The 25783-nt window shown below is 60.9% G+C and carries 23 protein-coding genes; 10 read left to right on the plus strand and 13 right to left on the minus strand.

Going from position 1 to position 25783, the window contains the following annotated elements:
* The first annotated feature begins 143 nt into the window (after positions 1 to 143).
* Complete coding sequence (locus BW979_RS08170) at positions 144 to 2696, plus strand: helix-turn-helix transcriptional regulator (protein ID WP_076383581.1); 2553 nt, start codon at positions 144 to 146, stop codon at positions 2694 to 2696.
* 66 nt (positions 2697 to 2762) lie between these two features.
* Here the strand turns inward: BW979_RS08170 and BW979_RS08175 are convergent, their stop codons facing one another.
* Complete coding sequence (locus BW979_RS08175) at positions 2763 to 3575, minus strand: IclR family transcriptional regulator (RefSeq protein ID WP_047228622.1); 813 nt, start codon at positions 3573 to 3575, stop codon at positions 2763 to 2765.
* Positions 3576 to 3738: 163 nt separating this feature from the next.
* On the opposite strand from BW979_RS08175, the gene hmgA reads away from it, so the two are divergent.
* The 3 genes from hmgA to maiA are packed head-to-tail and all read left to right on the plus strand — an operon-like array spanning position 3739 to position 6997.
* On the plus strand, positions 3739 to 5043 hold the full coding sequence (hmgA, locus tag BW979_RS08180; protein ID WP_076383582.1) for a homogentisate 1,2-dioxygenase: 1305 nt from the start codon (positions 3739 to 3741) through the stop codon (positions 5041 to 5043).
* Between the two features lie 3 nt (positions 5044 to 5046).
* Entirely contained in the window at positions 5047 to 6351 is a 1305-nt protein-coding gene (gene fahA / locus BW979_RS08185) for a fumarylacetoacetase (RefSeq protein WP_076383583.1), read from the plus strand.
* 10 nt (positions 6352 to 6361) lie between these two features.
* Positions 6362 to 6997, plus strand: a complete 636-nt coding sequence (maiA, locus tag BW979_RS08190) for a maleylacetoacetate isomerase (RefSeq protein ID WP_047228619.1) — start codon at positions 6362 to 6364, stop codon at positions 6995 to 6997.
* A 153-nt stretch (positions 6998 to 7150) separates the two neighbouring features.
* Here maiA and BW979_RS08195 read toward each other — a convergent pair whose 3' ends face one another.
* The gene (locus BW979_RS08195; protein WP_076383584.1) at positions 7151 to 7954 is read right to left on the minus strand and encodes a SirB1 family protein; all 804 of its coding nucleotides are present in this window, start codon (positions 7952 to 7954) and stop codon (positions 7151 to 7153) included.
* A 186-nt stretch (positions 7955 to 8140) separates the two neighbouring features.
* Here BW979_RS08195 and BW979_RS08200 point away from each other — a divergent pair, with 186 nt between their 5' ends.
* The gene (locus BW979_RS08200) at positions 8141 to 9160 is read left to right on the plus strand and encodes a Glu/Leu/Phe/Val dehydrogenase family protein (RefSeq protein ID WP_047228617.1); all 1020 of its coding nucleotides are present in this window, start codon (positions 8141 to 8143) and stop codon (positions 9158 to 9160) included.
* Positions 9161 to 9232: 72 nt separating this feature from the next.
* Here BW979_RS08200 and BW979_RS08205 read toward each other — a convergent pair whose 3' ends face one another.
* Positions 9233 to 9493 carry a YebG family protein gene (locus BW979_RS08205; protein WP_047228616.1) on the minus strand — a complete coding sequence of 87 codons (261 nt, stop codon included), beginning with the start codon at positions 9491 to 9493 and terminating at the stop codon, positions 9233 to 9235.
* A 305-nt stretch (positions 9494 to 9798) separates the two neighbouring features.
* Between BW979_RS08205 and BW979_RS08210 the strand changes: the two genes are divergently transcribed.
* Positions 9799 to 10299, plus strand: coding sequence for a phosphate-starvation-inducible protein PsiE (locus BW979_RS08210; protein ID WP_076383585.1), 501 nt, complete (start codon positions 9799 to 9801; stop codon positions 10297 to 10299).
* On the opposite strand, the gene BW979_RS08215 is transcribed toward BW979_RS08210, so the two are convergent.
* Positions 10296 to 10613, minus strand: coding sequence for a DUF3509 domain-containing protein (locus BW979_RS08215; protein WP_047228614.1), 318 nt, complete (start codon positions 10611 to 10613; stop codon positions 10296 to 10298). The genes BW979_RS08210 and BW979_RS08215 overlap by 4 nt on opposite strands.
* Positions 10614 to 11112: 499 nt before the next feature.
* Between BW979_RS08215 and BW979_RS08220 the strand changes: the two genes are divergently transcribed.
* Positions 11113 to 11523, plus strand: a complete 411-nt coding sequence (locus BW979_RS08220; protein ID WP_047228613.1) for an HPF/RaiA family ribosome-associated protein — start codon at positions 11113 to 11115, stop codon at positions 11521 to 11523.
* Positions 11524 to 11608: 85 nt separating this feature from the next.
* Here BW979_RS08220 and fecA read toward each other — a convergent pair whose 3' ends face one another.
* The 4 genes from fecA to BW979_RS08240 form a co-directional block, all read right to left on the minus strand.
* Positions 11609 to 13948 (minus strand): TonB-dependent Fe(3+) dicitrate receptor FecA, encoded by a 2340-nt coding sequence (gene fecA / locus BW979_RS08225; RefSeq protein ID WP_076383586.1) that lies wholly within the window; start codon positions 13946 to 13948, stop codon positions 11609 to 11611.
* Between the two features lie 110 nt (positions 13949 to 14058).
* On the minus strand, positions 14059 to 15006 hold the full coding sequence (locus tag BW979_RS08230) for a FecR domain-containing protein (protein WP_172833786.1): 948 nt from the start codon (positions 15004 to 15006) through the stop codon (positions 14059 to 14061).
* Positions 15007 to 15014: 8 nt separating this feature from the next.
* The gene (locus tag BW979_RS08235; RefSeq protein ID WP_047228610.1) at positions 15015 to 15503 is read right to left on the minus strand and encodes a sigma-70 family RNA polymerase sigma factor; all 489 of its coding nucleotides are present in this window, start codon (positions 15501 to 15503) and stop codon (positions 15015 to 15017) included.
* A gap of 129 nt (positions 15504 to 15632) precedes the next feature.
* Positions 15633 to 16508 (minus strand): helix-turn-helix domain-containing protein, encoded by an 876-nt coding sequence (locus tag BW979_RS08240; protein WP_076383588.1) that lies wholly within the window; start codon positions 16506 to 16508, stop codon positions 15633 to 15635.
* A 139-nt stretch (positions 16509 to 16647) separates the two neighbouring features.
* On the opposite strand from BW979_RS08240, the gene BW979_RS08245 reads away from it, so the two are divergent.
* On the plus strand, positions 16648 to 17550 hold the full coding sequence (locus BW979_RS08245) for a DMT family transporter (RefSeq protein ID WP_047228608.1): 903 nt from the start codon (positions 16648 to 16650) through the stop codon (positions 17548 to 17550).
* Between the two features lie 42 nt (positions 17551 to 17592).
* Here BW979_RS08245 and BW979_RS08250 read toward each other — a convergent pair whose 3' ends face one another.
* From BW979_RS08250 to norR, 5 genes are all read right to left on the minus strand, one after another.
* Complete coding sequence (locus tag BW979_RS08250; protein ID WP_076383589.1) at positions 17593 to 18564, minus strand: 2-hydroxyacid dehydrogenase; 972 nt, start codon at positions 18562 to 18564, stop codon at positions 17593 to 17595.
* Between the two features lie 263 nt (positions 18565 to 18827).
* Positions 18828 to 19577, minus strand: a complete 750-nt coding sequence (locus BW979_RS08255; RefSeq protein WP_076383590.1) for a YkgJ family cysteine cluster protein — start codon at positions 19575 to 19577, stop codon at positions 18828 to 18830.
* A gap of 77 nt (positions 19578 to 19654) precedes the next feature.
* A complete protein-coding gene (locus BW979_RS08260; RefSeq protein WP_076383591.1) occupies positions 19655 to 19981 on the minus strand; it encodes a hypothetical protein in 327 nt (108 codons plus the stop codon).
* Between the two features lie 98 nt (positions 19982 to 20079).
* Complete coding sequence (locus BW979_RS08265; protein WP_047228604.1) at positions 20080 to 20982, minus strand: chemotaxis protein CheV; 903 nt, start codon at positions 20980 to 20982, stop codon at positions 20080 to 20082.
* Between the two features lie 200 nt (positions 20983 to 21182).
* Positions 21183 to 22739 carry a nitric oxide reductase transcriptional regulator NorR gene (gene norR, locus BW979_RS08270; protein WP_076383592.1) on the minus strand — a complete coding sequence of 519 codons (1557 nt, stop codon included), beginning with the start codon at positions 22737 to 22739 and terminating at the stop codon, positions 21183 to 21185.
* A 151-nt stretch (positions 22740 to 22890) separates the two neighbouring features.
* On the opposite strand from norR, the gene hmpA reads away from it, so the two are divergent.
* Together hmpA and BW979_RS08280 are read left to right on the plus strand one after the other, a co-directional pair.
* Entirely contained in the window at positions 22891 to 24072 is a 1182-nt protein-coding gene (gene hmpA / locus BW979_RS08275; RefSeq protein ID WP_076383593.1) for an NO-inducible flavohemoprotein, read from the plus strand.
* Positions 24073 to 24535: 463 nt separating this feature from the next.
* Entirely contained in the window at positions 24536 to 25045 is a 510-nt protein-coding gene (locus tag BW979_RS08280; protein WP_047228601.1) for a disulfide bond formation protein B, read from the plus strand.
* Positions 25046 to 25783: the final 738 nt, after the last annotated feature.

Here is a 25783-nt window from a genome sequence, read left to right on the forward strand (position 1 = left end):
TGGCTGCCGTTAGATAATCGTGAGGACCGGCAATCGATTTGCCGGTCTTTTTTTATGGGCGCCAATCAGCGCGCTGAATACTTCTCCAAAGGTGAGCGCCACAGGACTAGGGTGATGAAACAATAATAAACTGGACTTCGCACATGACCGCCATGACCCCGTGTCCGGACCGTCCTGGATTGCTGCCCCGCCTGTCTTCGACCCATGTGCCGCGCAGGTCCTTGAGCGAGCCCTTGCTGGCCTCCGAGGCGCGGGTAAAACTGCTTTGCGCACCAGCGGGCAGTGGCAAGAGTGCGTTGTTCGCTGAGTGTTTCCTGCAAGCCCCCGCCGCTTGCCGGTTGCATTGGTTGCCGCTTGGGGGCGCAATGCTGGACGCGGCGCAAATGTGCGAGCGTCTGGCGCAGACCCTCGGGCTGCCGTTGCTGGATGAAGGGGGGCTGCTGGCTCACCTGGCGGGCTTGCAAGCACCGACCTGGCTGTTCCTGGATGATTACTGTCGGGTACCCAACCCCGAGCTGGATCAGTTTCTCGATCGTCTGTTGAGCATCAGCAGTCCGGCGCTTCACCTTTGGTTGAATGGTCGCCGTCGTCCTCACTGTAACTGGCCGCGCCTGCTACTTGATGACGAACTGCATGAATTCGATGCCCAGGCGCTGGTCTTCACCCATGACGATGTCCAGCAGTTGCTCAAACATTTGCCCGGTCCCCAGGGCGCTCGCACCGCGCGCGAGGTGATACAGCGCAGTGGCGGTTGGTGCGCCGGGGTGCGCATCGCCCTGCTTGAACGTTGTGAATGGGCGCGCAGCCACGCGTCGCCGGGGCGGCCCGGGACCCTGCATGACTACCTTGAATATGAGCTGTTCAGTACGCTGACCCCGGACCTGGCGCAGGCCTGGCGAGTGCTGGCGCATCTGCCGCGCTTCAATGCCCGGCTCTGCGAGCATCTGTTTGGTGACACGGTAGGCGCCGAATGCCTGCCCTTGTTGTTGGACCTGGGCTGTTTTATCGAACCGTGGGAGCAGTCTTCGGACTGGTTGCAGATTTTCCCGGCGCTGGCCCGACTGGTGCGTGACGAGCCCTGGCCGCAGGGACGCTCCTGGCATCGCCGGGCTTGCCAGTGGTTTGCCGCCGAGCAGGATTGGCAAATGGCATTCGAGCAGGCCATGCAAGCGCAAGAGTTCGAGGCTGCCGTCAGTTTCCTGCAGCATCTGAATTTTGAACACGTACTGCAGCGCAGCAACGTGACGCTGTTGCTGAAGCTGCATGATCAACAAGGTGAAGCGCTGACACTCGGTACACCGCAATCGGTGGGGTTGGTCACGGCTGCGTTGCTGTTCGCCGGACGCTTCGATCAGGCATCGGTGTGCATCGACCAACTGGCCAGGTTCATGCCGCAACCTTCGGCCTGCCTGCAGCGGCAACTGCTGGCCCGGTGGCAGGTTCTGCTGGGCTGGCTGCTGCACCTTTCGGGGGATGGCGAGCAGTCCCGCGAGCACTTGCTCCAGGCCCAGGCGAGCCTCGACCCAGAGGCCTGGGCCTTGCACCTGTTGTGCCAGTTGGGGCTGACACAGCAGGCACTGCTCAAGGGGGAACTGGCCACTGCGCAATGGATCAATCGCCAAGCCCTGTGCCTGGCGCGCGCCCAAGGCTCACTGGTCTTCGAGGGCTTGCTGGAACTGGAGCACGCCCAAGTCCTGGAGCAACGCGGCGCTCCTCACCGGGCCGATCATCTGTTGAGCGCAGTTCAGGGGTTGCTCGATAAGCCTGGCCAGGACTTTTCTGCCTTGCTGGGACGTATTGCCTTGCGCCGTGGCCGTCTGGCTTTGCGCATGGGGTTGGCCGAGCAGGCTGCCGAGCAGTTCCAGGCGGGCCTGGAAACGGGCCTGCATTGCCAGGACAAACAAGTGCTTTATGGTTTTCTCGGCAAGGCCACCCTGGCGGCCAATGGTGGCGACTATGGCGAGGCTTTCCTGCAACTGCGCGATGCCGAGCGGATCATGCAACAGCGGCACATCCCCGACACGGTGTACCGTGGCGTGCTGTTGCAAACCAGTTGCCAGTTCTGGCTGCAACAGGGACGCCCGGAACTGGCTCACGAGGCCCTGACCCGGGTCTTGCGTCACTTTCACGGGCCGCAGGCCAAGCATGCCCCACCTGCGACCCTGGAGTTGATTCCGCGACTTGAGTACCTGTTGGTACTGACCGAAGTTTATCTGCATCGGGCGCAAGACCCGCAAGCGCAACTCAAGGCAATGATCGACCGGGCACAGCACTGTGAAATGCATGGCCTGGAGACCGAACTGTATCTGGCGCTGGCTGAAGTCGTCTGGCTGTCCGCTGATCGTTCCCAGGCACGATCGCTTGTGCAAGAGGGCCTCAAGCGAGTTGCCTGTTGGCGCGCCCAGCAAGCCTTGTGCGAGTTACGCGCGCGCCAGCCCGATCTGTTGGGCTGGGCGCAATCGGCTGAGCACATTGAGCAGCCGGCGGTGGCAGTCGAAGACACGTTGTTGAGTCATCGGGAATTGGAAGTGCTGGAGCTCATTGCGCAGGGCTATTCAAATCAGCAGATTGCCGAACGTTTGTTCATATCCTTGCACACGGTAAAAACCCATTCGCGGCGGATACACAGCAAGTTAGGCGTTCAGCGGCGCACGCAGGCGGTCGCCAAGGCCAAAGTCATGGGCGTGATGAGATAAAGAATTCCCAAGGGCAAGACGATTACCTGCCGCCGCTACGTATCACCGCTCACATCAATGGTGTGATCAGGATTGGCCCGTTGGCTGATCCGATCCTGCGCCTGCCTCATACCCCATCCGCCAGCTCACGGCCCGGGTCGCGGCCAACAGTCGTTGCGCCGCCGGGCCGTTTTCATCGGCATGGAACAGGGAAGTCGGGCCGACAATGGTCATCACCGCCGTCACTTGGCCGACAGCATTGAATACCGGGGCTGACAGGGCATCCACGCCGGGCATCAGCAAGCCATGCACATGGTGCAGGCCGCGACTGCGTATTTGCTGGCACAGGGTGGCATAGGCCTGGTCGTCGGCCAGGGCGTGGGCGGTGGAAGCGCTCACTTCCTGTTCGCGCAAGCCGATCGTTTCGCGCGTCGGCAGGTAGGCGCTGAACACCAGCCCCGTGGACGAGCTGAGCAGCGGCAATACCGACCCCAGTTGCGTCACCACGGTCACTGCCCGTATGGCGGGTTCGATCCGAACGACCGTGGCGCCGTGATTACCCCACACCGCCAGGAAACAGGTTTCGTTCAAGTCATCGCGCAGTTCGGCCAAGGGCAGGGCGGCCACTTGCAACACGTCCATGCCGTTCAACGCCGCCAGGCCCACGCGCAAGGCTTCGCGCCCGAGGCCGTAGTGGTTGGTGGACGTGTTCTGTTCAGCGAAACCGCTGGCGATCAAGGCCTGCAGGTATCGATGAACCTTGCTCGCCGGCATTTGCACGTGTTCGGCCAGGCGCGACAGCGACGTGGAGGGCGACAGTTCGGCCAGGGCCTTGAGGATGTCGGTGCCGACTTCGGCCGAGCGGACTTTCTGTTTACCGTTGCTGAGCGGGGTTTCCATGGAGGCGCTGAGTCCAGAGGCGAATGGGCGTCTTTATAGCTTGACGGTCGCTGTCGAGCAAATTACGTTATGCGTAATTGAATTACGATAAAAATAACCTGTGCGCCTGACGTTTCTTCGTGGAACGACGAGGTCGTACCCAGTCCTGTGTTCAGGAGGCTCCATGACCCTCGATTCCACAGTGTCGGACCTGGCCTATCAGTCAGGCTTTGGCAATGAATTTGCCAGCGAGGCGCTGCCCGGCGCCTTGCCCGTTGGCCAGAACTCCCCGCAAAAAGCCCCTTACGGTCTCTATGCCGAATTATTCTCCGGCACTGCCTTCACCATGGTTCGCAGCGAAGCGCGGCGGACCTGGATGTATCGCATCCGGCCGTCGGCCAATCATCCGGCCTTCGTCAAGCTTGAACATCAGATAGCGGGCGGTCCTCTGGGTGAGGTCACGCCCAATCGCCTGCGCTGGAACCCGTTGGATATTCCTGCCGAGCCAACCGATTTCATCGATGGACTGGTGCGCATGGCGGCCAATGCCGGCTCGGACAAACCGGCCGGTATCAGCGTCTACCATTACCGCGCCAACCGTTCCATGGAACGGGTGTTCTTCAACGCTGACGGGGAATGGCTGATCGTGCCGCAGCTGGGACGGCTGCGGATCGCCACCGAGCTGGGCGTGCTGGAACTGGCGCCGCTGGAAATTGCCGTGATCCCCCGGGGCCTGAAATTTCGCGTCGAGCTGCTTGATCCACAAGCCCGCGGCTATATCGCCGAAAACCATGGCGCACCGTTGCGCCTGCCGGACCTTGGGCCGATCGGCAGCAACGGCCTGGCCAACCCGCGGGATTTCCTGGCGCCGGTCGCTCATTACGAAAACCTCGCCCGACCGACTGCGCTGGTGCAGAAATTCCTCGGTGAGTTGTGGGGTTGCGAGCTGGATCATTCGCCCTTCGATGTGGTGGCCTGGCATGGCAACAACGTGCCTTACAAATATGACCTGCGCCGTTTCAACACCATCGGTACGGTCAGCTTCGACCACCCGGACCCGTCGATCTTCACCGTATTGACCTCACCCACCAGCGTCCACGGCCTGGCCAATCTCGATTTCGTGATCTTCCCGCCGCGCTGGATGGTCGCGGAAAACACCTTCCGTCCGCCGTGGTTCCATCGCAACCTGATGAATGAATTCATGGGCCTGATCCAGGGCGCCTACGATGCCAAGGCCGAAGGTTTCCTGCCCGGCGGCGCCTCCTTGCACAGTTGCATGAGTGCCCATGGCCCGGACGGCGAGACCTGCACCAAGGCGATCAACGCCGAGCTGACGCCTGCGAAAATCGACAACACCATGGCCTTCATGTTCGAAACCAGCCAGGTCCTGCGCCCGAGCCGTTTCGCCCTGGACTGCCCACAATTGCAAACTGACTACGACGCCTGCTGGGCCTCGCTGCCGGTCACGTTCGACCCGACCCGGAGATAACCCATGACTCAACTTTCCCCTGCCCGTAGCTGGGTCGCCTCCGCCAACGGCCATGCCGACTTCCCGCTGCAGAACCTGCCGCTGGGCATCTTCAGTATCGATGACGGTGCTCCCCGTAGCGGCGTGGCGATTGGTGAGCAGATTTTCGATTTGCAGGCCGCGTTGCAGGCGGGCTTGTTTGACGGCGCGGCGCGCGAAGCCGTCGAAGCCATGAAGGACGGCCAGTTGAATGCATTCTTCGACCTCGGCCGCAGCGCTCGGGTGGCCCTGCGTGAACGCTTGCTGGAGCTGCTGCGCGAAGACAGCTCGCTGCGGGGCAAGATCGAAGCCCAGGGCGCGAAACTGCTGGTCCGCGCAGCCGACTGCCAGATGCATTTGCCGGCCAGGATCAATGACTACACCGACTTCTACGTCGGTATCGAACACGCGCAAAACGTCGGCAAGTTGTTCCGCCCCGACAATCCGCTGTTGCCCAACTACAAGTACGTCCCCATCGGTTATCACGGTCGCGCCTCGACCATTCGCCCGTCCGGTACCGACGTGCGTCGCCCCAAGGGTCAGACGCTGCCCGCCGGCCAGACCGAGCCGACCTTCGGCCCGTGCGCGCGACTGGACTATGAGCTGGAACTGGGCATCTGGATCGGCAAGGGCAACGCCTTGGGCGAACCCATCGCCATCGGTGATGCTGCCGAGCACATTGGCGGTTTCTGCCTGCTCAACGACTGGTCGGCCCGGGATATCCAGGCCTGGGAATACCAGCCGCTGGGGCCCTTTCTGTCCAAAAGCTTCCTGACCAGTATCTCGCCATGGGTGGTGACGGCCGAAGCCCTTGAACCGTTCCGTCGCCCACAACCGGCGCGTCCGGCAGGCGATCCGCAGCCGTTGCCATATCTGCTGGACAAGCGTGACCAGGCCGGTGGGGCCTTCGACATTGAACTGGAAGTCCTGCTGCTGACCGAAGCCATGCGCGAGCAGAACCTGCCGGCCCATCGCCTGACGTTGAGCAACACCCAGTACATGTACTGGACCGTAGCGCAGATGGTCGCCCACCACAGCGTCAATGGTTGCCAGTTGCAGGCCGGTGACCTGTTCGGTTCGGGCACCTTGTCGGGGCCTGAGAGCGGTCAGTTCGGCAGCCTGCTGGAGATTACCGAGGGCGGTAAAAAGCCAATCGAGCTGGCCTCTGGCGAAGTGCGCAAATTCCTTGAGGACGGTGACGAGATCATCCTGCGGGCCCGTTGCCACCGCGAAGGTGTTGCGTCCATCGGCTTTGGCGAATGCCGGGGCAAGATCCTGCCGGCGCGGTGAGGGACAGGGCATGGAACTCTACACCTACTACCGCTCCACTTCGTCCTACCGGGTGCGCATTGCCCTGGCGCTCAAGGGCCTGGATTACCAGGCCCTGCCGGTCAACCTGATCGCTGCGCCTGGGGGCGAACATCGTCAGCCGGCCTATCTGGCGATCAACCCTCAGGGCCGGGTTCCGGCGCTGCGTACCGACGAAGGCGCGTTGCTGGTGCAGTCACCCGCCATCATCGAGTACCTGGAGGAGCGTTATCCACAGGTGCCGTTGCTCAGCGCCGACCTGACGGTTCGGGCTCATGAGCGAGGCGTCGCGGCATTGATCGGTTGCGATATTCATCCGCTGCACAACGTCAGCGTACTCAACCAGCTGCGGCAGTGGGGCCACGATGAAACGCAGGTGGCGCAGTGGATCGGGCATTGGATCAGCCAGGGACTGGCGGCGGTGGAACAGTTGATTGGGGATGACGGCTACTGCTTCGGTGCAGCACCCGGGGTCGCGGACGTGTATCTGATCCCGCAGGTATACGCGGCAGAACGGTTCAATGTCTCCCTGGAGGCGTATCCACGGATCCGTCGCGTTGCGGCGTTGGCGGCTGCGCATCCAGCGTTTCAACAGGCGCATCCGGCAAATCAGCCTGATACACCTTGAGCCCCCTGTGGGAGCGAACCTGTTCGCGATGGCGGTGGTTGAGCTTACAAACATGTTGTCTGACACACCGCTATCGCGAGCAGGCTCGCTCCCACCGAAGGAGAGGGGGCGAGCCGTTGGGTTACCACCTCGTCATCCGCGATCTACACCTGCTCAATGCACAATTGAATTGGGCGGCAGATGCCCCAGCCGTTCCGTCAGCCGGATTCGCTGGATCGGGTCTTCGCTGAGCATCAGCGCGTGCTCCAAGTCGAATCGTTCGGCGTTGGGACAGTCGAGCCGTTGGTACAGGCTGGCGCGGGCCAGGTAATCGGCGGCGCTGGCGTTGCCCAGTTCAAGCACCCGTTCGGCGTCGATCAGTGCAGCAATGTAGTCGTCGTTGGTCAGATGCAATTGGCGAAGATTGCGCGACAGGCGCTGGAGCATCTGCATGGGCTCGGCACTGACCAGGTGCTCGGCTTTGAGGGGCATGTTGGCGCCGTATTGGCGTTGCAGCAGTTCCCGACAGTCGTTGGGGTACAACCGGCGTCCGCCACACGGGTCGAGCAGATGATCGGCACCGGGGACCCGCAACAGGAAGTGACCGGGGAAATTGACACCGACCATCGGAATCTCCAGGCCACGAGCCAGCTCCAGGGCGATCAGGCCGAGGGCCAGGGGCTGTCCACGTTTACGCGTCAGCACCTTGTCGAGCAACGCGGCCCGTGGGCGCAGGGGCGTGAAATCGTCCTGGGCGAATCCAAGGTCATTGAGGCGGCGCAGCAAGGGTTGGCCCAGTTCGCTGACGGGCAGCATCGGCAGGTCATGGCTGACACGCTGTTGCAGATCCTTGAAATCGTTCAGCAACGCCGGTACGTCCACTTCGCGATCATGTTCGGCAGCAATCCACAACGCTGCTTCGAACAGCGCCGGTGGGGAGCGGTGCAGGCAATCAAAAAAGGCTTGGCGCGGTGTCATCACAGTCTCCGGGCTATGCCTCGTTTTTAGCTCTGCTGCGGGCTTTCGTCCAGTCTCGTCCGGGGAAGGAATCAGGTTATGCCCAAAAGACTGGCCGTCCGGTCGACTTATTCCGGCGCGCTCCAGCAAATTTTGAGCGCACGCCTATACTGGCGGAACAAACAAAAGTGATTCGGGAGCCTGTCGATGTTTGCTCTCATGCAAAGCTCCCGCCTTGAATCGCTGCACCTGAGCGTAGACCCGGCCACCGGGTTGAAGGCGGTGATTGCCATTCATTGCAGCCGTCCTGGGCCTGCTCTGGGTGGATGTCGTTATCTGTCCTACCCCGACGATGAAAGTGCCGTGGTCGACGCCGTGCGCCTGGCCCAAGGCATGAGCTACAAGGCCGCACTGGCCGGCTTGCCGGTGGGCGGCGGCGTGGCCGTGATCATGCGTCCGGCCCATGTCGAAAGTCGGGCTGCGTTGTTTGAGGCATTTGGGCGCTGCATCGAGCAATTGGATGGCCGCTATATCACCGCCATCGACAGCGGCACCTCGGTGGCGGACATGGACTGCATCGCCCAACAGACCCGTCATGTGACCAGCACCACGGCTTCGGGAGACCCAGCGCCTCACGCGGCGATGGGGGTATTCGCCGGCATCCGTGCCACGGCCATGGCCCGCCTGGGCAGCGATAACCTGGAAAGCCTGCGGGTAGCGATCCAGGGCCTGGGTAATGTCGGTTTCGCCCTGGCCGAACAGTTGCACGCCGCAGGCGCCGAACTGTTGGTCAGCGACATTGACCCTGGCAAGGTTCAACTGGCGATGGAGCAACTGGGCGCGCATCCGATCGCCAACGATGCACTGCTCAGTACCCCGTGCGACATCCTCGCCCCCTGTGGCCTGGGCGGGGTGCTCAATAGCCAGAGCGTGGCGCAACTACGCTGCTCGGCGGTTGCCGGGTCGGCCCATAACCAGTTGAGCAACCTGCAGGTGGCCGATCAATTGGAACGGCGCGGGATCCTCTATGCGCCGGATTATGTGATCAACTCCGGAGGCCTGATCTATGTCGCCTTGAAGCATCGCGGCGAAGAGCTGTCGACGATCACCGCGCATTTGTCGAAGATCGGCGCCCGGCTTACGGAAGTCTTTGCCCACGCCCAGGCAGAAAAACGCTCACCGGCCAGGGTGGCCGATGAATTGGCAGAGCGTTTGTTGTACCGATAAAAAAGATCGCAGCTTTCGGCAGCTCCTTGGTGGATTCCATGGAGCTGCCGAAGGCTGCGATCTTTTCAAGGCTTATTCAGCAGGGGCATTGAGCAGTTCGGACAAGGCGTCCGGTTGACTCTTGAACGCCTTGGCGAACACATCGCGATTTTTCGCCATGTAGATGCCGGCTTCCTCAACCTGTTTCTCGCTCAGCGAGGGAACGGCTTTTTGCAATACTTCGGCCAGCAATTCGGCGAGTTCCAGCATTTTGTCATGACGGTCAGCTTCGGCTTTATCCATGAACAAGCGCTCCAGATCTCGGCTGCTGCGGTATACCACTTCGACGGCCATTCACCACCTCACATGCCTTCACATTGGTTATCTTTGTGACTACTGTATTTATATACAGCCAAAAGGATAAGCGAATCCCTTCCCTTTGGATAGTGGCTTTTTAATGTAGACGTATTTGCACATTTGTCGCGAGCGCTGGTGTGTGAGCCAGCCTGCTCACGACAGGGCGGCATCAACATCGCAAAAGTGTCGGGTTGCGGCCCATCGCCATCTCACCCTCAGCCGCTGGCCTTTTTTCTGCATGCAGAACAACCGTCACGTCCAACCCGCATCATCCGGTCGAGTCGACCTAAGGAAACTACATCGTGAAAATCAACTGGGCCGAGAACCTGCGCCAGAACGTACATCAGTTGGCCGAATCCCTGGGCAATCTGTTCGTCGAGACGTTCCATTACCTGGCACTGTTTGCCATCGGAGCGGTGACCGCCTGGGCGGCGGTGATGGAGTTTTTGCAGATGCTCGAGCAGGGGCACATCAAGATCGATGACATCCTGCTGCTGTTCATCTATCTGGAATTGGGAGCGATGGTCGGGATCTACTTCAAGACCAACCACATGCCGGTGCGGTTCCTGATCTACGTGGCGATCACGGCGCTGACGCGCTTGTTGATTTCCAACGTCTCCCACCACAGTCCGCCTGACCTGGGCATCATCTACTTGTGCGGCGGCATCTTGCTGCTGGCGTTCGCGATCCTGGTGGTGCGTTACGCTTCCTCGCAGTTCCCTTCGGTGAAAATCGAGCACCCGCACCGCAAGGTTGGCGCGGGTTCCAGCGAGCACGCCGAAGTGGAGAAGGGCGAGATCTAGAAACCGGCGGGGGCGGATGTCGCGCCCTGCGTCTGCGGTGGTGGCAGCTTGACGTTGTCACCGCCGGTCATGGCTTCGAGGATCGCCACAGCGCTGTGGCCCTGCTCGATGGCGATGCCGAACTGGATGCTCTGGACCAGGCGCCGCAGGCGTTCCGGGTCATTGCGTTGCTGGGCGCTGATCATGCGCTTGGCGACGATGCGCCCGGCCTTGGAGAGGGTCAGCATGATGCTGCCGTCCAGGCCCTGGATGCTCAGATTGATTTGATACTGCGGCGCAAAAGCGTCGGTAATGAGCTGAAAAGGGTTGTCCATGATGCGTCACCGCCTGATTGAACGTGCAGTTGTTGACCGGCCGTGATCGGGATTAGTTCGCGATACCGGACCACCGGCCATTCCATGATCGTGCTTCATCCAGAGCCAGGCAGAGGTTGGATCGGAAGATCCCAACCTGCGACCGCTCCAGCAGAGAGGTAGCAAGGGGCATGCCGGAAAAACTGTCGGACAATGATCATGGCGCATAGGCGCTGAAGGCCTTGGCATGCGGCCCGGGAGGCTGCCCGTTTCTGTGCAGGAATGGGCGAATGGTCGCTGACGGTGCAGGGTGAGCGCAGAATTTTCGTGGGGTAAGCAAGGCGAGGCAACTCCCGACATTAACAGCGCTTTTGTCCGTTGTCCGGCTTTATTTGCGTATGAATATTTATCTTTTCGAAGGGGTTGAATTGTTCTGCCGCCAGCCCGACTCTGTATTCAAGGGGCCGTCGCGCTACCGTCGATTGGCCCCTGGCGAGCTAGCCGAAATAAGGGATGAACTATGCAAATCCAAGTCAACAGCGATAACCATATTCAAAGCAGCATCCGACTGGAGGAGTGGGTACGTACTACCATCGAAAGCACGCTCGAACGTTATGAAGAAGACCTGACACGGGTCGAGGTCCATTTGCGGGACGAGAACGGCGACAAGCCCGGTCCCCATGACTTGCGTTGTCAGCTGGAAGCACGGCCAAAGGGTCTGCAACCGGTCTCGGTGACACACAAGGCCGATACGCTGGAATTGGCCATCGAAGGGGCGGCCACCAAGCTTGAACATGCCCTGGAGCATCTGTTCGGCAAACTGCGCGTCAAACGCGCCACCGCTGAGAAACCGACCGAGTCGGTGGCCTTGGCCGATGCGATGCTGGAAGAAGAATTCCTGGAGAACGAACGGGCTGCACTCAACGGCTGAGCCCGATCATTTAAAATTACCCACCGAACAGACGGGCCTGCAATCGCAGGCCCGTCTTGTTTCAGCGATCCATCGCAGCCCCTGATCAGAACGCCACGGACGTCTGCACATACAGCGTGCGCGGTTCCCCTACGTATTTGCCCCGGTTGTTATCGTCGAACGAGCGGGTGAAATACTGGGTATTGAAGATGTTCTTCACACCCACCGCCACGTTCAGGTCCGACAGTTGCGGGCCGAAATCATAGGCGGCGCGGCTGCTGAACAGCATATAGCCAGGGATATTGCCGGTACTGCCGTCGGCGCTTTCGGCGCGGGTATTGGCGTTGTCGGCAAACTGCGCGCTCTGATAGGTGCTGTCCAGGTTCAATTTCCACGGCCCGTCCGTGTAACCCACGCCCAGTGTGCCTTTGTGCTTGGAAGAAAATGGCACGCGGTTGCCTTTGTTCGGTCCGTCTTCCCGAATGGTGGCATCGACGAAGGCATACGTGGCATATACGTCAAAACCGGCCAGCGCCGGACTCAGGCCGTCGAGGGCGTAGTTGATGCTGGTTTCGATGCCCTGGTGGCGGGTTTCGCCACGGGCAATCACCGAATCGTTGGTTTGGTTGCTTTCGTATTGGTTGTCGAAGTTGATCAGGAACGCACCGATCTCCGCCCGCAGGTTGCCATTGTCATAGCGGGTTCCAAGTTCCCAGGTGCGGGCTTTCTCCGGTTTCACTTCACCGCTGCTCACACGGTTGGGCATCTGGCTGTACTGCACACTGCCGAATGAACCTTCGGTATTGGCATACAGATTCCATTCATCGGTCAGGTGGTACAGCACATTCAGCGCTGGCAGGGCGGTGTTGTAGTCACCCTTGTATTTCACGTTGGTCAGATTGTTTGTCTGTTGCGATTCGATCATTTCGTAACGAATACCGGGCGTGATCGTCCATTTGCCAATATCGATCCGATCATCGATGAAAATTGCATTGGCTTCAGTTCCACCCCGTGTATCGCGGTCGTTTCGGCTGGAGGTTGTCGGCAATTCGTTGCTGGCGATCGGCGTGCGATAGCGCAGTTCATGGCCGGCCTCGTTGATGTAGCGATAGCCGACGCCGACCTCGTGGCTGGTCGGCCCGAGGTCGAAACCTTGGGCAAAACGGGTTTCCAGGCCGCGTACCCAATATTCGCGAGGCGACAGGGACAGGAAGGAGCCCTGGTCCAGGTAGCCGCTGCGCAAAGTCTTGGTGAAAAACGTGCTGGCGGTAAATTCGCGTCGATCCTGCTGGTAGCGGTAGCCGAAGTTGACCAGGGTGCGACGGCCCCAGAAGCGGTCATTCTGACGGGTGGACTGATACGGGTTGGCGTCGTAGTCGGCCACATTCAGGCCGCCGGGCATGTCGGCCTCGCCTTCGTAGTATTGGGCCATGGCATTAAAACTGTTGGCCTCGTCCAGTTGGTAGTTGCCCTTGAGGATCAAGTCGTCGATTTGTGTGTCGCTGTGTTCGCGCCAGTCGCCGCCGCGAGTGCCGGAGTACAACAGGGCACCGCCAAGGCCGTTGTCGGCGGTGCCGCCGGCCAGCAGGTTGGCGGATGTCTTGAAGCCGTCGTGGCTGGAAGACGGACTGGTCTCGGTCTGGAAGCCGCCCTTTACCGTCGGCGCCTCGGGAATCGCCCGCGTCACGAAGTTGACCACGCCACCGACGTTTTGCGGACCGTAGCGCACCGCGCCGCCTCCGCGCACGACATCCACCGCGTCCATGTTGCCCATGCTGACCGGCGCGAACGATAGCTGCGGTTGGCCGTAGGGTGCGAAAGGCACCGGGATGCCGTCCATCAGCACCGTGGAACGTGAGGCCAGGCGAGGATTGAGCCCGCGGATACCAAAGTTCAGCGCCATGTCATGGCTGCCGGTGCCGTTGTTTTCCGGTGCGTTGACGCCAGGAATGCGATTGAGCACATCCCGGGCCTGGGTCGCGCCCTGGCGTTCGAACGCCTCACGACGGATGACGTCTCGGGCACCGGCGTGTTCGAAGACATTGGTCGGCGCGGCATCGCCGAGCCAGTCACCGACCACGGTGGTGGTGCCGATGTCCAGCGCGGTGCTGGCGGCCGGTTGCAGGCTGAAGGCGTTGTCTGCCTCAGGGCGGGCTTGCAGGCCTGTGCCTTCGAGCAGCGCGCTCAGCCCTTGCTCTGGGCTGTAGCTGCCTTCCAGGCCACGACTCTGCAGGCCTGCGGTCGTCTGTGAGCTGAAGGAAATCAACACCCCAGCCTCGCGTCCGAATTGATTGAGGGCATTTTCCAGTGACGACGGCGCGATGTGATAGGGCTTGGCATCTGCAGCCTGTACGCAAGGCAGTACGACGAAACTCAAGCTGGCCCCCAGGAGCAATTGACGCACGGTACGGGCGAGCGGGGTGAGACGGGTGGGTTGTTGCGGCATGGATGAGAATCCCGAGAAGGTTGTATCGAAGTGCTTTCCTTCTCTGTCACCCCAGGTGTGGAAAACGGCTCACTGGTGCATCACTTTTTTTCAGCTGGGGTGGCCGTGGTTCAGGCTCGAGCTTCGACCGAGATCCAATAGCGGGTGAAACGACGCACTTTTACCGGCAGGCTGACTTCCAGCAGATCGAGGATTCGCTCGCTGTCGTCCAGCGGATAGGTTCCGGAGATCAGAAGGTTGGCGACCGCCTCGTCGCAGTGCAATTGGCCACGTCGGTAGCGGCCTAGCTCGTCGAGAAAGTCTGCCAGGCGCATGTGCGCCGCTACCAGCATGCCCTCTGTCCAGGCGCCGCTGTTGGCATCCAGGGCCGTGGCGGGCCCGGCGCCGTTGATGCCAAGGCTCAGTTGCCGTGACGTCGCCAGCAACAACGCCGGGCCGTGTCGGCTACGAATGTCCACCTGGCCTTCAAACACCGCCACCTGGGTGTGGTCCGGATACTCGCGTACGTTGAACCGGGCGTTGCGGCTTTCCAGCAGGCCATGGGCGGTCAGCACTTGCAGGGGCCTTGGGTCGCGGGCAGCGGTCAATAACAGTTCCCCCTCCAGCAGGTGGATCAAGCGGCGTTGAGCGTCGAAGCGAACGTCTACCGCACTGCCGCTGTTGAGCTGCAACTGACTGCCGTCATCCAGCGTCAGACGACGCCGTTCGCCTACCGGGCTGCGAAAATCGGCCATCAATGGGGGTAGCAGTTGGCGTTCACGCAGGCTCCAGGTCAACGCTGAACCGGCCCCAAGCACCAACAACATTTTGAGCGCTCGACGCCGCGCAGCGGACTTCGGTGCATTGAGGGCCGCATGGGCCAACGGAGAGGGCACGCTGCGCAGCCGCTGATTGACCCGCTGGATATGCTCCCAGGCGCGGCGATGTTCGTTGTGAGCATTGAGCCATTGCTCCCAGGCTTTCTGCCGGCGAGTATCGAGTGGGCCTTGCTGCATTTCCAAAAGCCAGTGCACGGCCTGTTCGGCCACTTTCGCACTGACATCTGGTGCGCTGTTCATCGCTGGGGTCATAAGGCGAAGTAGCAGCGCATCGCTGCCTTGTTCAAATGACGCTTGACCGTCGCCAATGAAATTCCCAGTTCACGGGCTATTTCGTTGTAGGTCAGGCCATCGACCTGGGCCAGCAGAAACGCCTGCTTGACCGCTCGCGGCAAACCATCGAGCAGTTGGTCCAGTTCCATCAGGCTTTGCAGGATGATTGCCCGTTCTTCCTCCGACGGCACCACCTGCTCCGGCAGTTGGGCGAGGGTATCGAGGTAGGCGCGCTCAAGGTCCTGGCGTCGGTAGTGGTTGAACAGTACGCGCTTGGCAATGGTCGTAAGAAACGCCCGGGGTTCCAGGACAGGCTGCGGGTCGCGCGCAGTCAGTACGCGCATGAACGTGTCCTGGGCCAGGTCGGCGGCACTGTCGGGGCAGCCGAGTTTTCTTCGCAACCAGCCGTTAAGCCAACTGTGATGGGCGTTGTAGAGCACTTCGACGGTGTGTGCAGGCGGCAACGAGGAGCATCCCGACAGCGATGAGCTGTGCTAGAGAACAAGAATTGTTCGCATTGTAGGGGCGCGGCGGTGGCTACGGCAATCGGGATCAGTACCTGCTTGTTTCATTTGACCGGGGCACGTTGATGCCTAGCGCAAAAACGCCTGTCGATACTCGCCGGGTGTTGCGCCGAGGGCCTGCCGGAAACGATTCGTAAAATGGCTGGCGCTGGCGAACCCGCAGGCCAACGCGACCTCACCCAGCGGTTTTGACGTGCTGCGCAGCCAGTGCCGCGCGTGGGCCAGACGTCGTGCCAGTACGTATTGATGGGGCGGCAGGCCGAAGCTTTCGCGGAACATCCGGGCAAAGTGATATTCAGACAGCGCACATAGGGCCGCCAGTTGGCCGAGGCTGATGGCGTCGGCCAGATGGCTGTCGATGTAGTCCACCAGCATTCGCCGCTGGTGAGCGGCCAGCCCGCCCTTGAGGCGAAGCCCCTGGCGCTGGCCGACCTGGCTCAATAGCAGATGGTTGAGCAAGTCATGGGCCAGGCTGGTGGTCAGAAGGCGTTCACCGGGCTCATCCCAGTTCAGGGCGATCAACTGGCGAAAGCGCTGTGCCTGTTGCGGGTCGTCGAGAAAGGTGGTTTCGCGCAGTTGCACTTGCCGCGGCTCGCGATCCAGTAGCGTGACGCAACCGAGGGCGAATTGCTCAGGGCTGAAGTACAGGTGCGCGAGGCGAATGTCGCCATTGATGACCCAGGCCGATTCATGCCCGGCCGGCAGGACGCAGAGTTTGCCGGGTGCCCCGGTGGTGTCGGGGCGTTCGCGGCGAAACGTGCCGGTACCACCGGCGATATAGCACGACAGCGTGTGGTGAGTCGGCGCCTCGTAGTCTTGGGCGTCGTGATGGTTGCTCCACAAAGCGGCCGCCATGCCATCTCCAAGCTCGGCACTGTGCTCAAGGCGAGCATTGGGCGAACTGTTGAGGGCTTGAAAGACTTGCAGGGTTTGCAGTGTGGGCATGATCGGGTCTCTCCAACGCCTTGCATCCTACTCCGTCGATCGGCTCATGCCAGCCTGCAAAGCGACAAAACCGCAAGTTTACGCAAGCGCCCGGTGGCGGGCGGCGCAACACTGGCGGTCATTGTCAGGAGTTGCCGTCATGAACCTCTCGTTGTATCTACTTACCGTGCTCATCTGGGGCACCACCTGGATTGCGCTGAAATTGCAGTTGGGCGTGGTCGCCATCCCCGTGTCGATTGTCTATCGCTTCGGCCTGGCGGCGCTGATTCTGTTTGTGATGCTCTTGCTCAGCCGACGTCTGCAAGCCATGAACCGGCGCGGTCATTTGATTTGCGTGGCCCAGGGCCTGTGCCTGTTTTGCATCAACTTCATGTGTTTCCTCACTGCCAGCCAATGGATTCCCAGCGGGTTGGTCGCGGTGGTGTTCTCTACCGCCACGCTCTGGAATGCCCTCAATGCCCGCGTGTTCTTCGGTCAAAGGATCGCCCGCAACGTCATGCTGGGCGGCGCCTTGGGCTTGCTGGGGCTGGCGCTGCTGTTCTGGCCGGAGCTGGCGGGTCATAGCGCAAGCCCGCAAACGCTGCTCGGGTTGGCCTTGGCGCTGCTGGGAACCTTGTGCTTTTCGGCGGGTAACATGCTCTCGAGTTTGCAACAGAAGGCCGGTCTCAAACCGTTGACCACCAACGCCTGGGGTATGGCTTATGGTGCGGCGATGCTGGCGGTGTGGTGCCTCTTCAAAGGCATCCCGTTCGATATGGAATGGAACGCGCGCTATGTCGGCTCGCTGTTGTACCTGGTGATCCCAGGTTCAGTGATCGGCTTCACCGCCTACCTGACGCTGGTGGGGCGCATGGGGCCGGAGCGGGCGGCGTATTGCACGGTGCTGTTTCCGGTGGTGGCGTTGAACGTCTCGGCGTTGGTCGAGGGCTACCAATGGACGGCGCCGGCACTGCTCGGGCTGGTGTTGGTGATGTTGGGGAACGTGCTGGTGTTTCGCAAACCCCGGCCCGTGGCGACGCAAGCCGCCCTGGGCGCACGCTGAGCCAGGGCATGGCAGGCCCGGACCCGGCGCCTGCCCGATGGTTTACTTCCAGACTTGTGGGTTGACCAGGTTCTTCGGTCGCTCGCCCAGCAAAGCGCTGCGCAAGTTTTCCACGGCAAGATTGGCCATGGCTTCACGGGTTTCGTGGGTGGCCGAGCCGATATGGGGCAGGGTTACGGCGTTTTTCAGCTGGAACAGCGGCGATTCGGCCAATGGTTCTTTCTCGTAAACGTCCAGCCCGGCGCCGCGGATGCGGTTGTTCTGCAAGGCTTCGATCAGCGCCGGCTCATCCACCACTGGGCCGCGGGAAATATTGACCAGAATGGCACTCGGTTTCATCAGGGCCAGTTCACGCTGGCCAATCAGGTGGCGGGTCTTCTCACTCAATGGCACCACGAGGCAAACAAAGTCCGCTTCGGCGAGCAACTGATCCAGATCGCGAAATTGTGCGCCCAACTGATCTTCCAGTTCGGTCTTGCGGCTGTTGCCGCTGTAGAGAATCGGCATGTTGAACCCCAGCCGGCCACGCCGGGCAATGGCGGCGCCGATGTTGCCCATGCCGACAATCCCCAGGGTCTTGCCGTGCACGTCAGTGCCGAACAGCTGCGGGCCGACCGTCGCCTGCCATTGGCCGGCCTTGGTCCAGGCGTCCAGTTCAGCGACGCGCCGAGCGCTGCTCATCAGCAGGGCGAAGGCCAGGTCAGCGGTGCTTTCGGTGAGCACGTCAGGGGTGTTGGTGAGCATGATTCCACGCTCATTGAAGTAGGCCAGGTCATAGTTGTCGTAACCCACCGACACGCTGGACACCACTTGCAGATTCGCGGCGCTCTGCAGTTGTTCGCGGCCGAGCTTGCGTCCGACACCGATCAGGCCATGCACGTGGGGCAAGGCTTCGTTGAACTGTGCATTGATGTCGCCGTTCGACGGATTGGGCACGATCACGTCGAAATCCTGTTGCAGTCGTTCGACCATCTTGGGTGTGACACGGCTGAAGGCAAGTACGGTTTTTTTCATCGCAGAAGGCTCATCAGGCAAGGAATACCAAGCACGCTAACATTCTGGATGTGGGTTAGGCGAGAGGGGAGCGTCGATTGAGGCGAGTCAGTGGCAGGAATGGAGTACTTATGGGCAGTACCTATGGGGGAGCATCTATGTTGGATGTGGGAGCGAGCCTGCTCTCGATGACGGCGGCACATCCACCATCACTGCAAACTGATCCACCGCTATCGCGAGCAGGCTCGCTCCCACAAGGGATTTCTATTTCATCCCTGGGGTGTTTACGCCGCCCGCAGCGAAATAAACGCGTAGTTGACCGGTGCCTCAGTGGCAACCCGTGCTCCACTGGCCAGGACCTGGCAGGCCACGTCATCACCGGACAAATGGAACTGCCATTCACTGGCCGCTTGCTCCAGTGGCTGCAAACGGACCTGATCAATGACTGCGGCGAATGCGCTCATGTCCGGCAGGTACGCGGTAAACCCGTCGCCCTTCAGCGCGGTGGTGAGGATGCCCAGCGAAGCGCAGATGCGCTCCTTGATCCGGATTTCCTCGCGATCGGCCTGACGTGAGCGTTCGATCAACTGCGCCAGTTCCCTGTCGACCAGTTCACCGCCGAGTATCAGTTGCGGTCCGGTCTCCCACGACTCTGGCGGGCATTCCTTTACGGCAATGTTGAGCGGGATGTGCGGGTTGATTTCCATCGGATAGATACGGCACACCAAGGGGCGGCGCTCGTAGATGCGGCACAGGTTTTCTTCGTCAAGATTGCGGCAGCGCCCGGCGTTATAGGCGGCGAAGGTGATTGCCACCAAGGCCTCGGTGGTGCCGCTGTGGACCCGCGCCGAACGGCGCTCAGCGTGTTCGCGTTGCGCCGCCGGCAGGCCGAGGCCGTTGGGCAGGAAGGCTTCCACCAGGACAATCAGCTGGCCGCCGTCGTCAGCCCACATCCGGGCCTCGTCGAGGGTCAGGGGGACATGGTGATCGGTGCAGCATTTGCCACAGCCTACGCAGGAAAACGTTGTGTTCATTGAGCGCCCGGTCAAAAGCTGGAAGGCGGCGACAGAAAAACGCCGCGATTAACCGATGCGAAGCAAGTTGTGCGCCATCACCGGCTGTTGTCGGCGGGGCGGATGGAGTCCCACTCGGTCACGTAGGCGGTCTTGGATTTCTTGCGGTAAAGGCACAGCTCGGTGCCCGTCGCGCCTTTCATGTGTTTCTGCGGATACTGGCCTTGCAGCAACAGCGCGGTATAACCCACCCGGTCATCGAACTGCGCGGCAGTGCCCACAGGCTCGGCGTTCTTCAAGCCGCTGGCCTTGATGCAACTGGCAAGCACGGTTTTGTCATGGGTGGCCCAGGCCTCTGGGCTGGAGGCGTGGGCCTGGGCGGCGAGGGCCGTGAAGCCCAAAAACATGAGTGCGTGGATTTTCATCAGCAAGATCCTTGTTCTGGGAAGCCAGGACAGGAGTATGCCTGAGGTGCCGGGATGATCATTCCCCTATACGCATGGGAATGATCATCAGGCATGACTCAGTGGCCTTGCTCGGCAACCGCCTTGGCGGCCGTGATCAGGCACTTGGTCAGCTCCGGTGAGGAGAACTTGGTCAGCACGCCATTGGCCCCGGATAGCCGAGCCTTCTCGCTGTTCATGGCGCTGTCCAGCGAGGTGTGCAGCAACACATAGAGGTGGGCGAAGTCCGGCGTTTCCCGCAGGGTCCGGGTAAGGGCGTAGCCGTCCATCTCCGACATTTCGATGTCGGAAACGATCAGGTTGATCTGCTGTGCAGTGCCTTGCAGGTCCAGCAGGCATTCGATGGCTTCCTTGGCGCTGCGAGCGGTGTGGCATTGCAGCCCGAGGTTGCGCAAGGTGTGTACCGATTGTTGCAACGCCACCTGACTGTCATCGACCACCAGGATCCGCGCGTTGCCCAGGACTTCGGCGTCTTCCATGCTCAGCTCGGTGGGCGCCGTTTCAATCTGCGCCGGGGCGATACCGTGGATGACTTTTTCGATGTCCAGCACCTGCACCAGCGTGCCATCCACCGACGTCACGCCAGTGATGAAGGCGCGTACGCCGCCTGAGCCGAAAGGCGGGGGTTTGATGTCGGTGGTCAGGCAATGCACGATCTTGCTCACCGCCTGCACATGCAGACCCTGTTTGGATCGACTCACATCGGTGACGATCAGGCAGCCGCCATCCGGATCTTCCAGAGGGCGTTCGCCGATGGCGCGGCTCAGGTCGATCACCGACAACGAGGCCCCGCGCAGGGTGGCGATGCCTTTGACGTGCGGGTGCGACTCCGGCAGTTTGGTCAACGGCGGGCAGGGAATGATTTCGCTGACTTTGAGCAGGTTGATTGCCATCAGCTTGCCGCTGCGCAAGGTAAACAGCAGAAGCGAAAGTGAGTCTGCGCGGGCTTTGTTGGAAGACATAAAAACCTTCTGTGGAAAAAGGTGGGGCGAGCGTGAAGAACGCCAAAACAGCTTTTGATATTGGGTTATCGACCCGATGGGGGCTGGCTTTAGGGCGAAACCCACAGACAATCGATTTCAGCTCAGTGGCCTGGGAATGCATACGCTATGGTCAGGCGATAAATGCCCTCGCCGCATGGGGCGTCGGTGGTACAGAAGGTTTATTTGAGTCCCAACCGCTTGGCCATCCGCCCCAGGTTTGCCCGATCCAGACCCAGTTCCCGAGCGGCGCTGGCCCAGTTGTGCTGATGCCGTTCCAGGCAGGCGATGATCAGCTTGCGTTGAAAATCGTCCATGGCTTCACGCAAGTCCCCCGTGACCCCCTCCAGGGCAGGTGCGGGGCTGGCGGATGAAGGTGGCGGGTGTTCTTCCGGGCTGCGGGGCAAGTCCAGGTCCTGGGCGCTGAGGCTGAGGATCTTTGGCCGCACCGGACACCGGCCCAAGGCTTTCAAGGCGCTTCGGCCGATCAGGTGCTCCAGTTCACGTACGTTCCCCGGCCAGTCATACGCCAGCAATGCGGCCTGGGCGTCACTGGTCAGGCGCAGGCTGCCCAGGCCCATGCGCGAACGGTTCTGCTCCAGGAAAAACCCGCTGAGCAGCAGCACATCGCGCCCACGATCCCGTAGTGCCGGCACCAGCAACGGGTACACGCTCAGGCGATGATAGAAGTCGGCCCGATATCGCCCGTTGCGCACTTCTTCGGCCAGATCGCGATTGGTGGCCGCAATCAGGCGTACATCGACACGATGTTCCTTGTCCGAGCCCAGCCGTTGCAACTGGCCGCTCTGCAACACTCGCAGCAGCTTGGCCTGCACGGTCAAGGACAACTCGCCCACTTCATCGAGGAACAACGTGCCGCCATCGGCCAGTTCGAATTTGCCACGCCGGTCGTTCGTGGCCCCTGTGAACGCGCCGCGTACATGGCCGAAGAGTTCGCTTTCCACCAGGGTATCCGGCAGTGCGGCGCAGTTGAGGCTGATAAGCGGCTGCTCGGCGCGCTTGGAGGCCGCGTGTATGGCTTGGGCGACCAGCTCCTTGCCAACCCCGGTTTCGCCAGTGATCAGCACCGTCAGGTCGCTGCCCCCCACCAGGTTGATTTCTTCCACTAATCGCTTGTGGGCCTTGCTCTGGCCGACCATGTCGCGAGGTTGCTGGCCGCTGGCCTGGCGGTAGACCTCGGCGCGGCGATGTTCGTCTTCGGCTTTCAAGGCCAGCCGATCGATGCGTTCGGCCGCGCTGACCGTGGCGGCAGCCAGGCTGGCAAAGGCCTGCAAGGCGCTCAGGTCGATGGGCTCGAAGCGTTCGGGGTTCAGCGCGTCGAGGGTCAGCAGGCCCCACGGTTGCTCGTCGACGAACAGTGGGCAGCCCATGCAGTCGTGGACCTCCAAGTGCTCCTCCAGACCTTCGACCAATCCGTCGTACGGGTCGGGCAGGTCACTGTCGGCGGCAAAGCGAGTGGGCTGCGGGCTGGCCAGCAGTGCCTGGAAGCGGGGGTGTTCGCTAATCCGGAAGCGTCTGCCCAGGGTATCGGTACTCAAGCCATCCACCGCCAGCGGCACCAGACAGTCTCCGTCCAGGCGCAACAGCGCGGCGGCGTCGCAGGGCAACAGGGCTCGCAGCGCGCCAAGCAGGCGACGATAGCGCTCGCCTTCCGGCAACTCGCGGGAGAGGTCGGCCACCAGCGGAAGCAGTGAGGTCAGCAGGGAGGTTGCGGTCATAATGACTCCATATGGTCCTAATGACTATAAGATGCCATATGTCTTTATGACTACTTAATTCGTAAGCAATTGAAAATGTTCAATAAATTTTATGGCATGAAACCTGATAGGCATAGGTATCAGTTTTTCGTAATACGCCAGGAGTCACCTTATGCTCAGCCGAGAAGAACGCGCCATCATCCGCTCCACCGTGCCCTTGCTTGAAAGCGGTGGTGAAGCGCTCATTACTCACTTTTATCGCATGATGCTGTCCGAATACCCGCAAGTGCGCCCGTTGTTCAACCAGGCTCACCAGGCCAGCGGTGATCAGCCCCGTGCCCTGGCCAACGGCGTATTGATGTACGCCCGGCACATTGACCAGCTCGATCAGTTGGGCGACCTGGTGGCCAAAATCGTCAACAAGCACGTCGCCCTGCAAATCCTGCCGGAACATTACCCCATTGTGGGGGCCTGCCTGTTGCGGGCGATCGCCGAGGTGCTGGGTGAAGAGATCGCCACGCCGCAAGTGATTGCCGCGTGGGGCGCTGCCTATAACCAGTTGGCCGATATCCTGATCGGTGCCGAAACCGGCATGTACGAGCAGAAAGCCGCAGCGCCGGGCGGCTGGCGGGGCGAGCGTGAGTTCATCCTGGCAGCCAGGGTGCAGGAGAGCTCGGAAATCACTTCGTTCTACTTCGAACCGGCGGACAAAGGCGCGATCCTGGTGGCGGAACCAGGCCAGTACATCGGCATGAAGCTGGTGTTGGATGGCGAGGAGATGCGCCGCAATTATTCTCTGTCGGCCCTGGCGGACAACGGTCAGTATCGCATCAGCGTCAAGCGCGAGCCGGGCGGGCGCGTGTCCAACCACCTGCACCATCATTTCCCGATTGGCAGCAGCATCCAGTTGTTTCCACCGTCAGGGGACTTCTTCCTGACCCAGAGCGACAAACCGCTGGTGCTGATCAGCGGCGGCGTCGGCATCACGCCGACCCTGGCGATGTTGCAGGCGGCGCTGCAAACCGAGCGGCCGGTGCATTTTATCCACTGCGCACGTAACGGCGGCGTGCACGCGTTCCGTGACTGGATCGATGACCTGGCCCAGCGGCATCCACAACTCAAGCGCTTCTATTGCTACGACGAAGATGACGGCTTGAGCCCGGCAGCTGACAAGGTCGGCTTGTTGAGCCAGGAACAACTGGCGCAATGGTTGCCGCAGCAGCGTGACCTGGATGCCTACTTCCTTGGGCCCAAAGGCTTCATGGCCGCCGTCAAGCGCCACCTCAAGGCACTGGGCGTGCCGGACGGGCAAAGCCGCTACGAATTCTTCGGCCCGGCGGCGGCGCTGGAGTAACGGCGGGGCGAGCCGGGGTGATCCGGTTCGTCTGCATCGCGAGCAGGCTCGCTCCCACAAGGGGTTTTGGTGGTGAACACGATGGGTGAACACCGCAGAAAACTGTGGGAGCGGGCTTGCTCGCGAAGGCGGTTTGTCTGAAACAGTGATGCTGGATGTGCTGGCCTCTTCGCGAGCAAGCCCGCTCCCACAATGGATTTGCGGCGGGCACGATTGGGTGAACAACGCAAAGACAACTGTGGGAGCGAGCCTGCTCGCGATAGCGGCGCCATGTTCACCCCATCCCGCCTGACTTCTCCAAGCAAAATTAATCCGTACTTAACCTCCCTCCTGTTTATTCCCCTCAATGTGGGCGGCAGCCGCTCGTTCTCTGTCATGGTCAGCGTGTAGACTTTGGCCATCCGACAGTGCGCCGGGTTTCTCCAGGCTGCGCGTCGATCCAATGCATACAAAGGGAAACGCAATGAATGAGCAAATGCTGCGCTTAGGCCGTGAACGGCGCTATCTGGTGCTGTTGGGGCTGATCTGTCTGGCGCTGATCGGCGGTGCGCTGTACATGCAGGTGGCGCTCGGCGAGGCGCCGTGCCCGCTATGCATCCTGCAGCGGTATGCATTGTTGCTGATCGCTATTTTCGCCTTCATTGGCGCGGCCATGCGTACCCGTCGCAGCCTGACGGTTTTCGAAGGCCTGGTGGTGCTCAGTGCCCTGGCCGGTGCGGCGGTAGCGGGGCATCACGTGTACACCCAGTTCTTCCCGGCGGTCAGCTGTGGCGTCGACGTGCTGCAACCGATTGTCGATGACCTCCCGCTGGCGAAGATCTTCCCGTTGGGCTTCCAGGTCGACGGCTTTTGCTCCACCCCGTATCCGCCGATCCTGGGCTTGTCCCTGGCACAATGGGCACTGGTGGCGTTCGTCCTCACGGCGATCCTGGTGCCGTTGCTGGTGTCGCGCAATCGCAAACAACTGCCCTAAAGCGCCTCAATCAGACGCCCCGGTTTTCTGTAGGAAGCCGGGGCGTTTTGCGTTTCAGTCTTACTGCGTGCCAGCCTTGATCCGAGACAATAATGAGCCGCGACAGCGTGCGACACGTTGTCACACATTTGCTGTCATCCGGCCACTTGCTGCGCGAATAAGCACCTCGTTCTGCAATGAAAAATCAGCCGTTGCAGGCTCCATCCGGCTAACTGCCTCCCCCCGTAGCAGGCATTTCTAACAATCGGGCGTCTTGCCGCTCAGCCCCCGAATGACGGGGGCTCTACGGGCGTAAAAACTCTCTTTAATCAGCGCAAGCTGTCTAAATCGGGCGTAGTAGACCTACGTTTTCTGGGGTTCTTGTTGAGAATGAATTTCGATAAGATGCCGGCTTGTTTCGAATTCTGCGAAAGATTGTTGCTCGATTTGATGAAAATTATTTCAGGATAAGACATGGTCTCCGGCGCCTCAGCTCACTACAATCGCCCGCACCGAATTTCCGACCCGGCTCAAGCTTGAGTCCGTGAGGTGGTCGAAGGGCTCAAGGCCCCATGCGACCCCAGGTGTCGGTGCCTTCCAACTACCCGCACCAAATGGAATTGGGCTGTAACAAGGCCTTTGACCTACGAATTCGAATAAGAACTCACTGCTGGCCCGGGATGTGTCGAACAGCGTCTGACGCTGCGACGGTCAGCCCTTATTCAATCCAAGAAAAATGCCAACCCTTGGCAGGGTGAA

This window comes from Pseudomonas sp. A214 (assembly GCF_900156295.1).
Taxonomy (GTDB): Bacteria; Pseudomonadota; Gammaproteobacteria; order Pseudomonadales; family Pseudomonadaceae; genus Aquipseudomonas; species Aquipseudomonas rhizophila.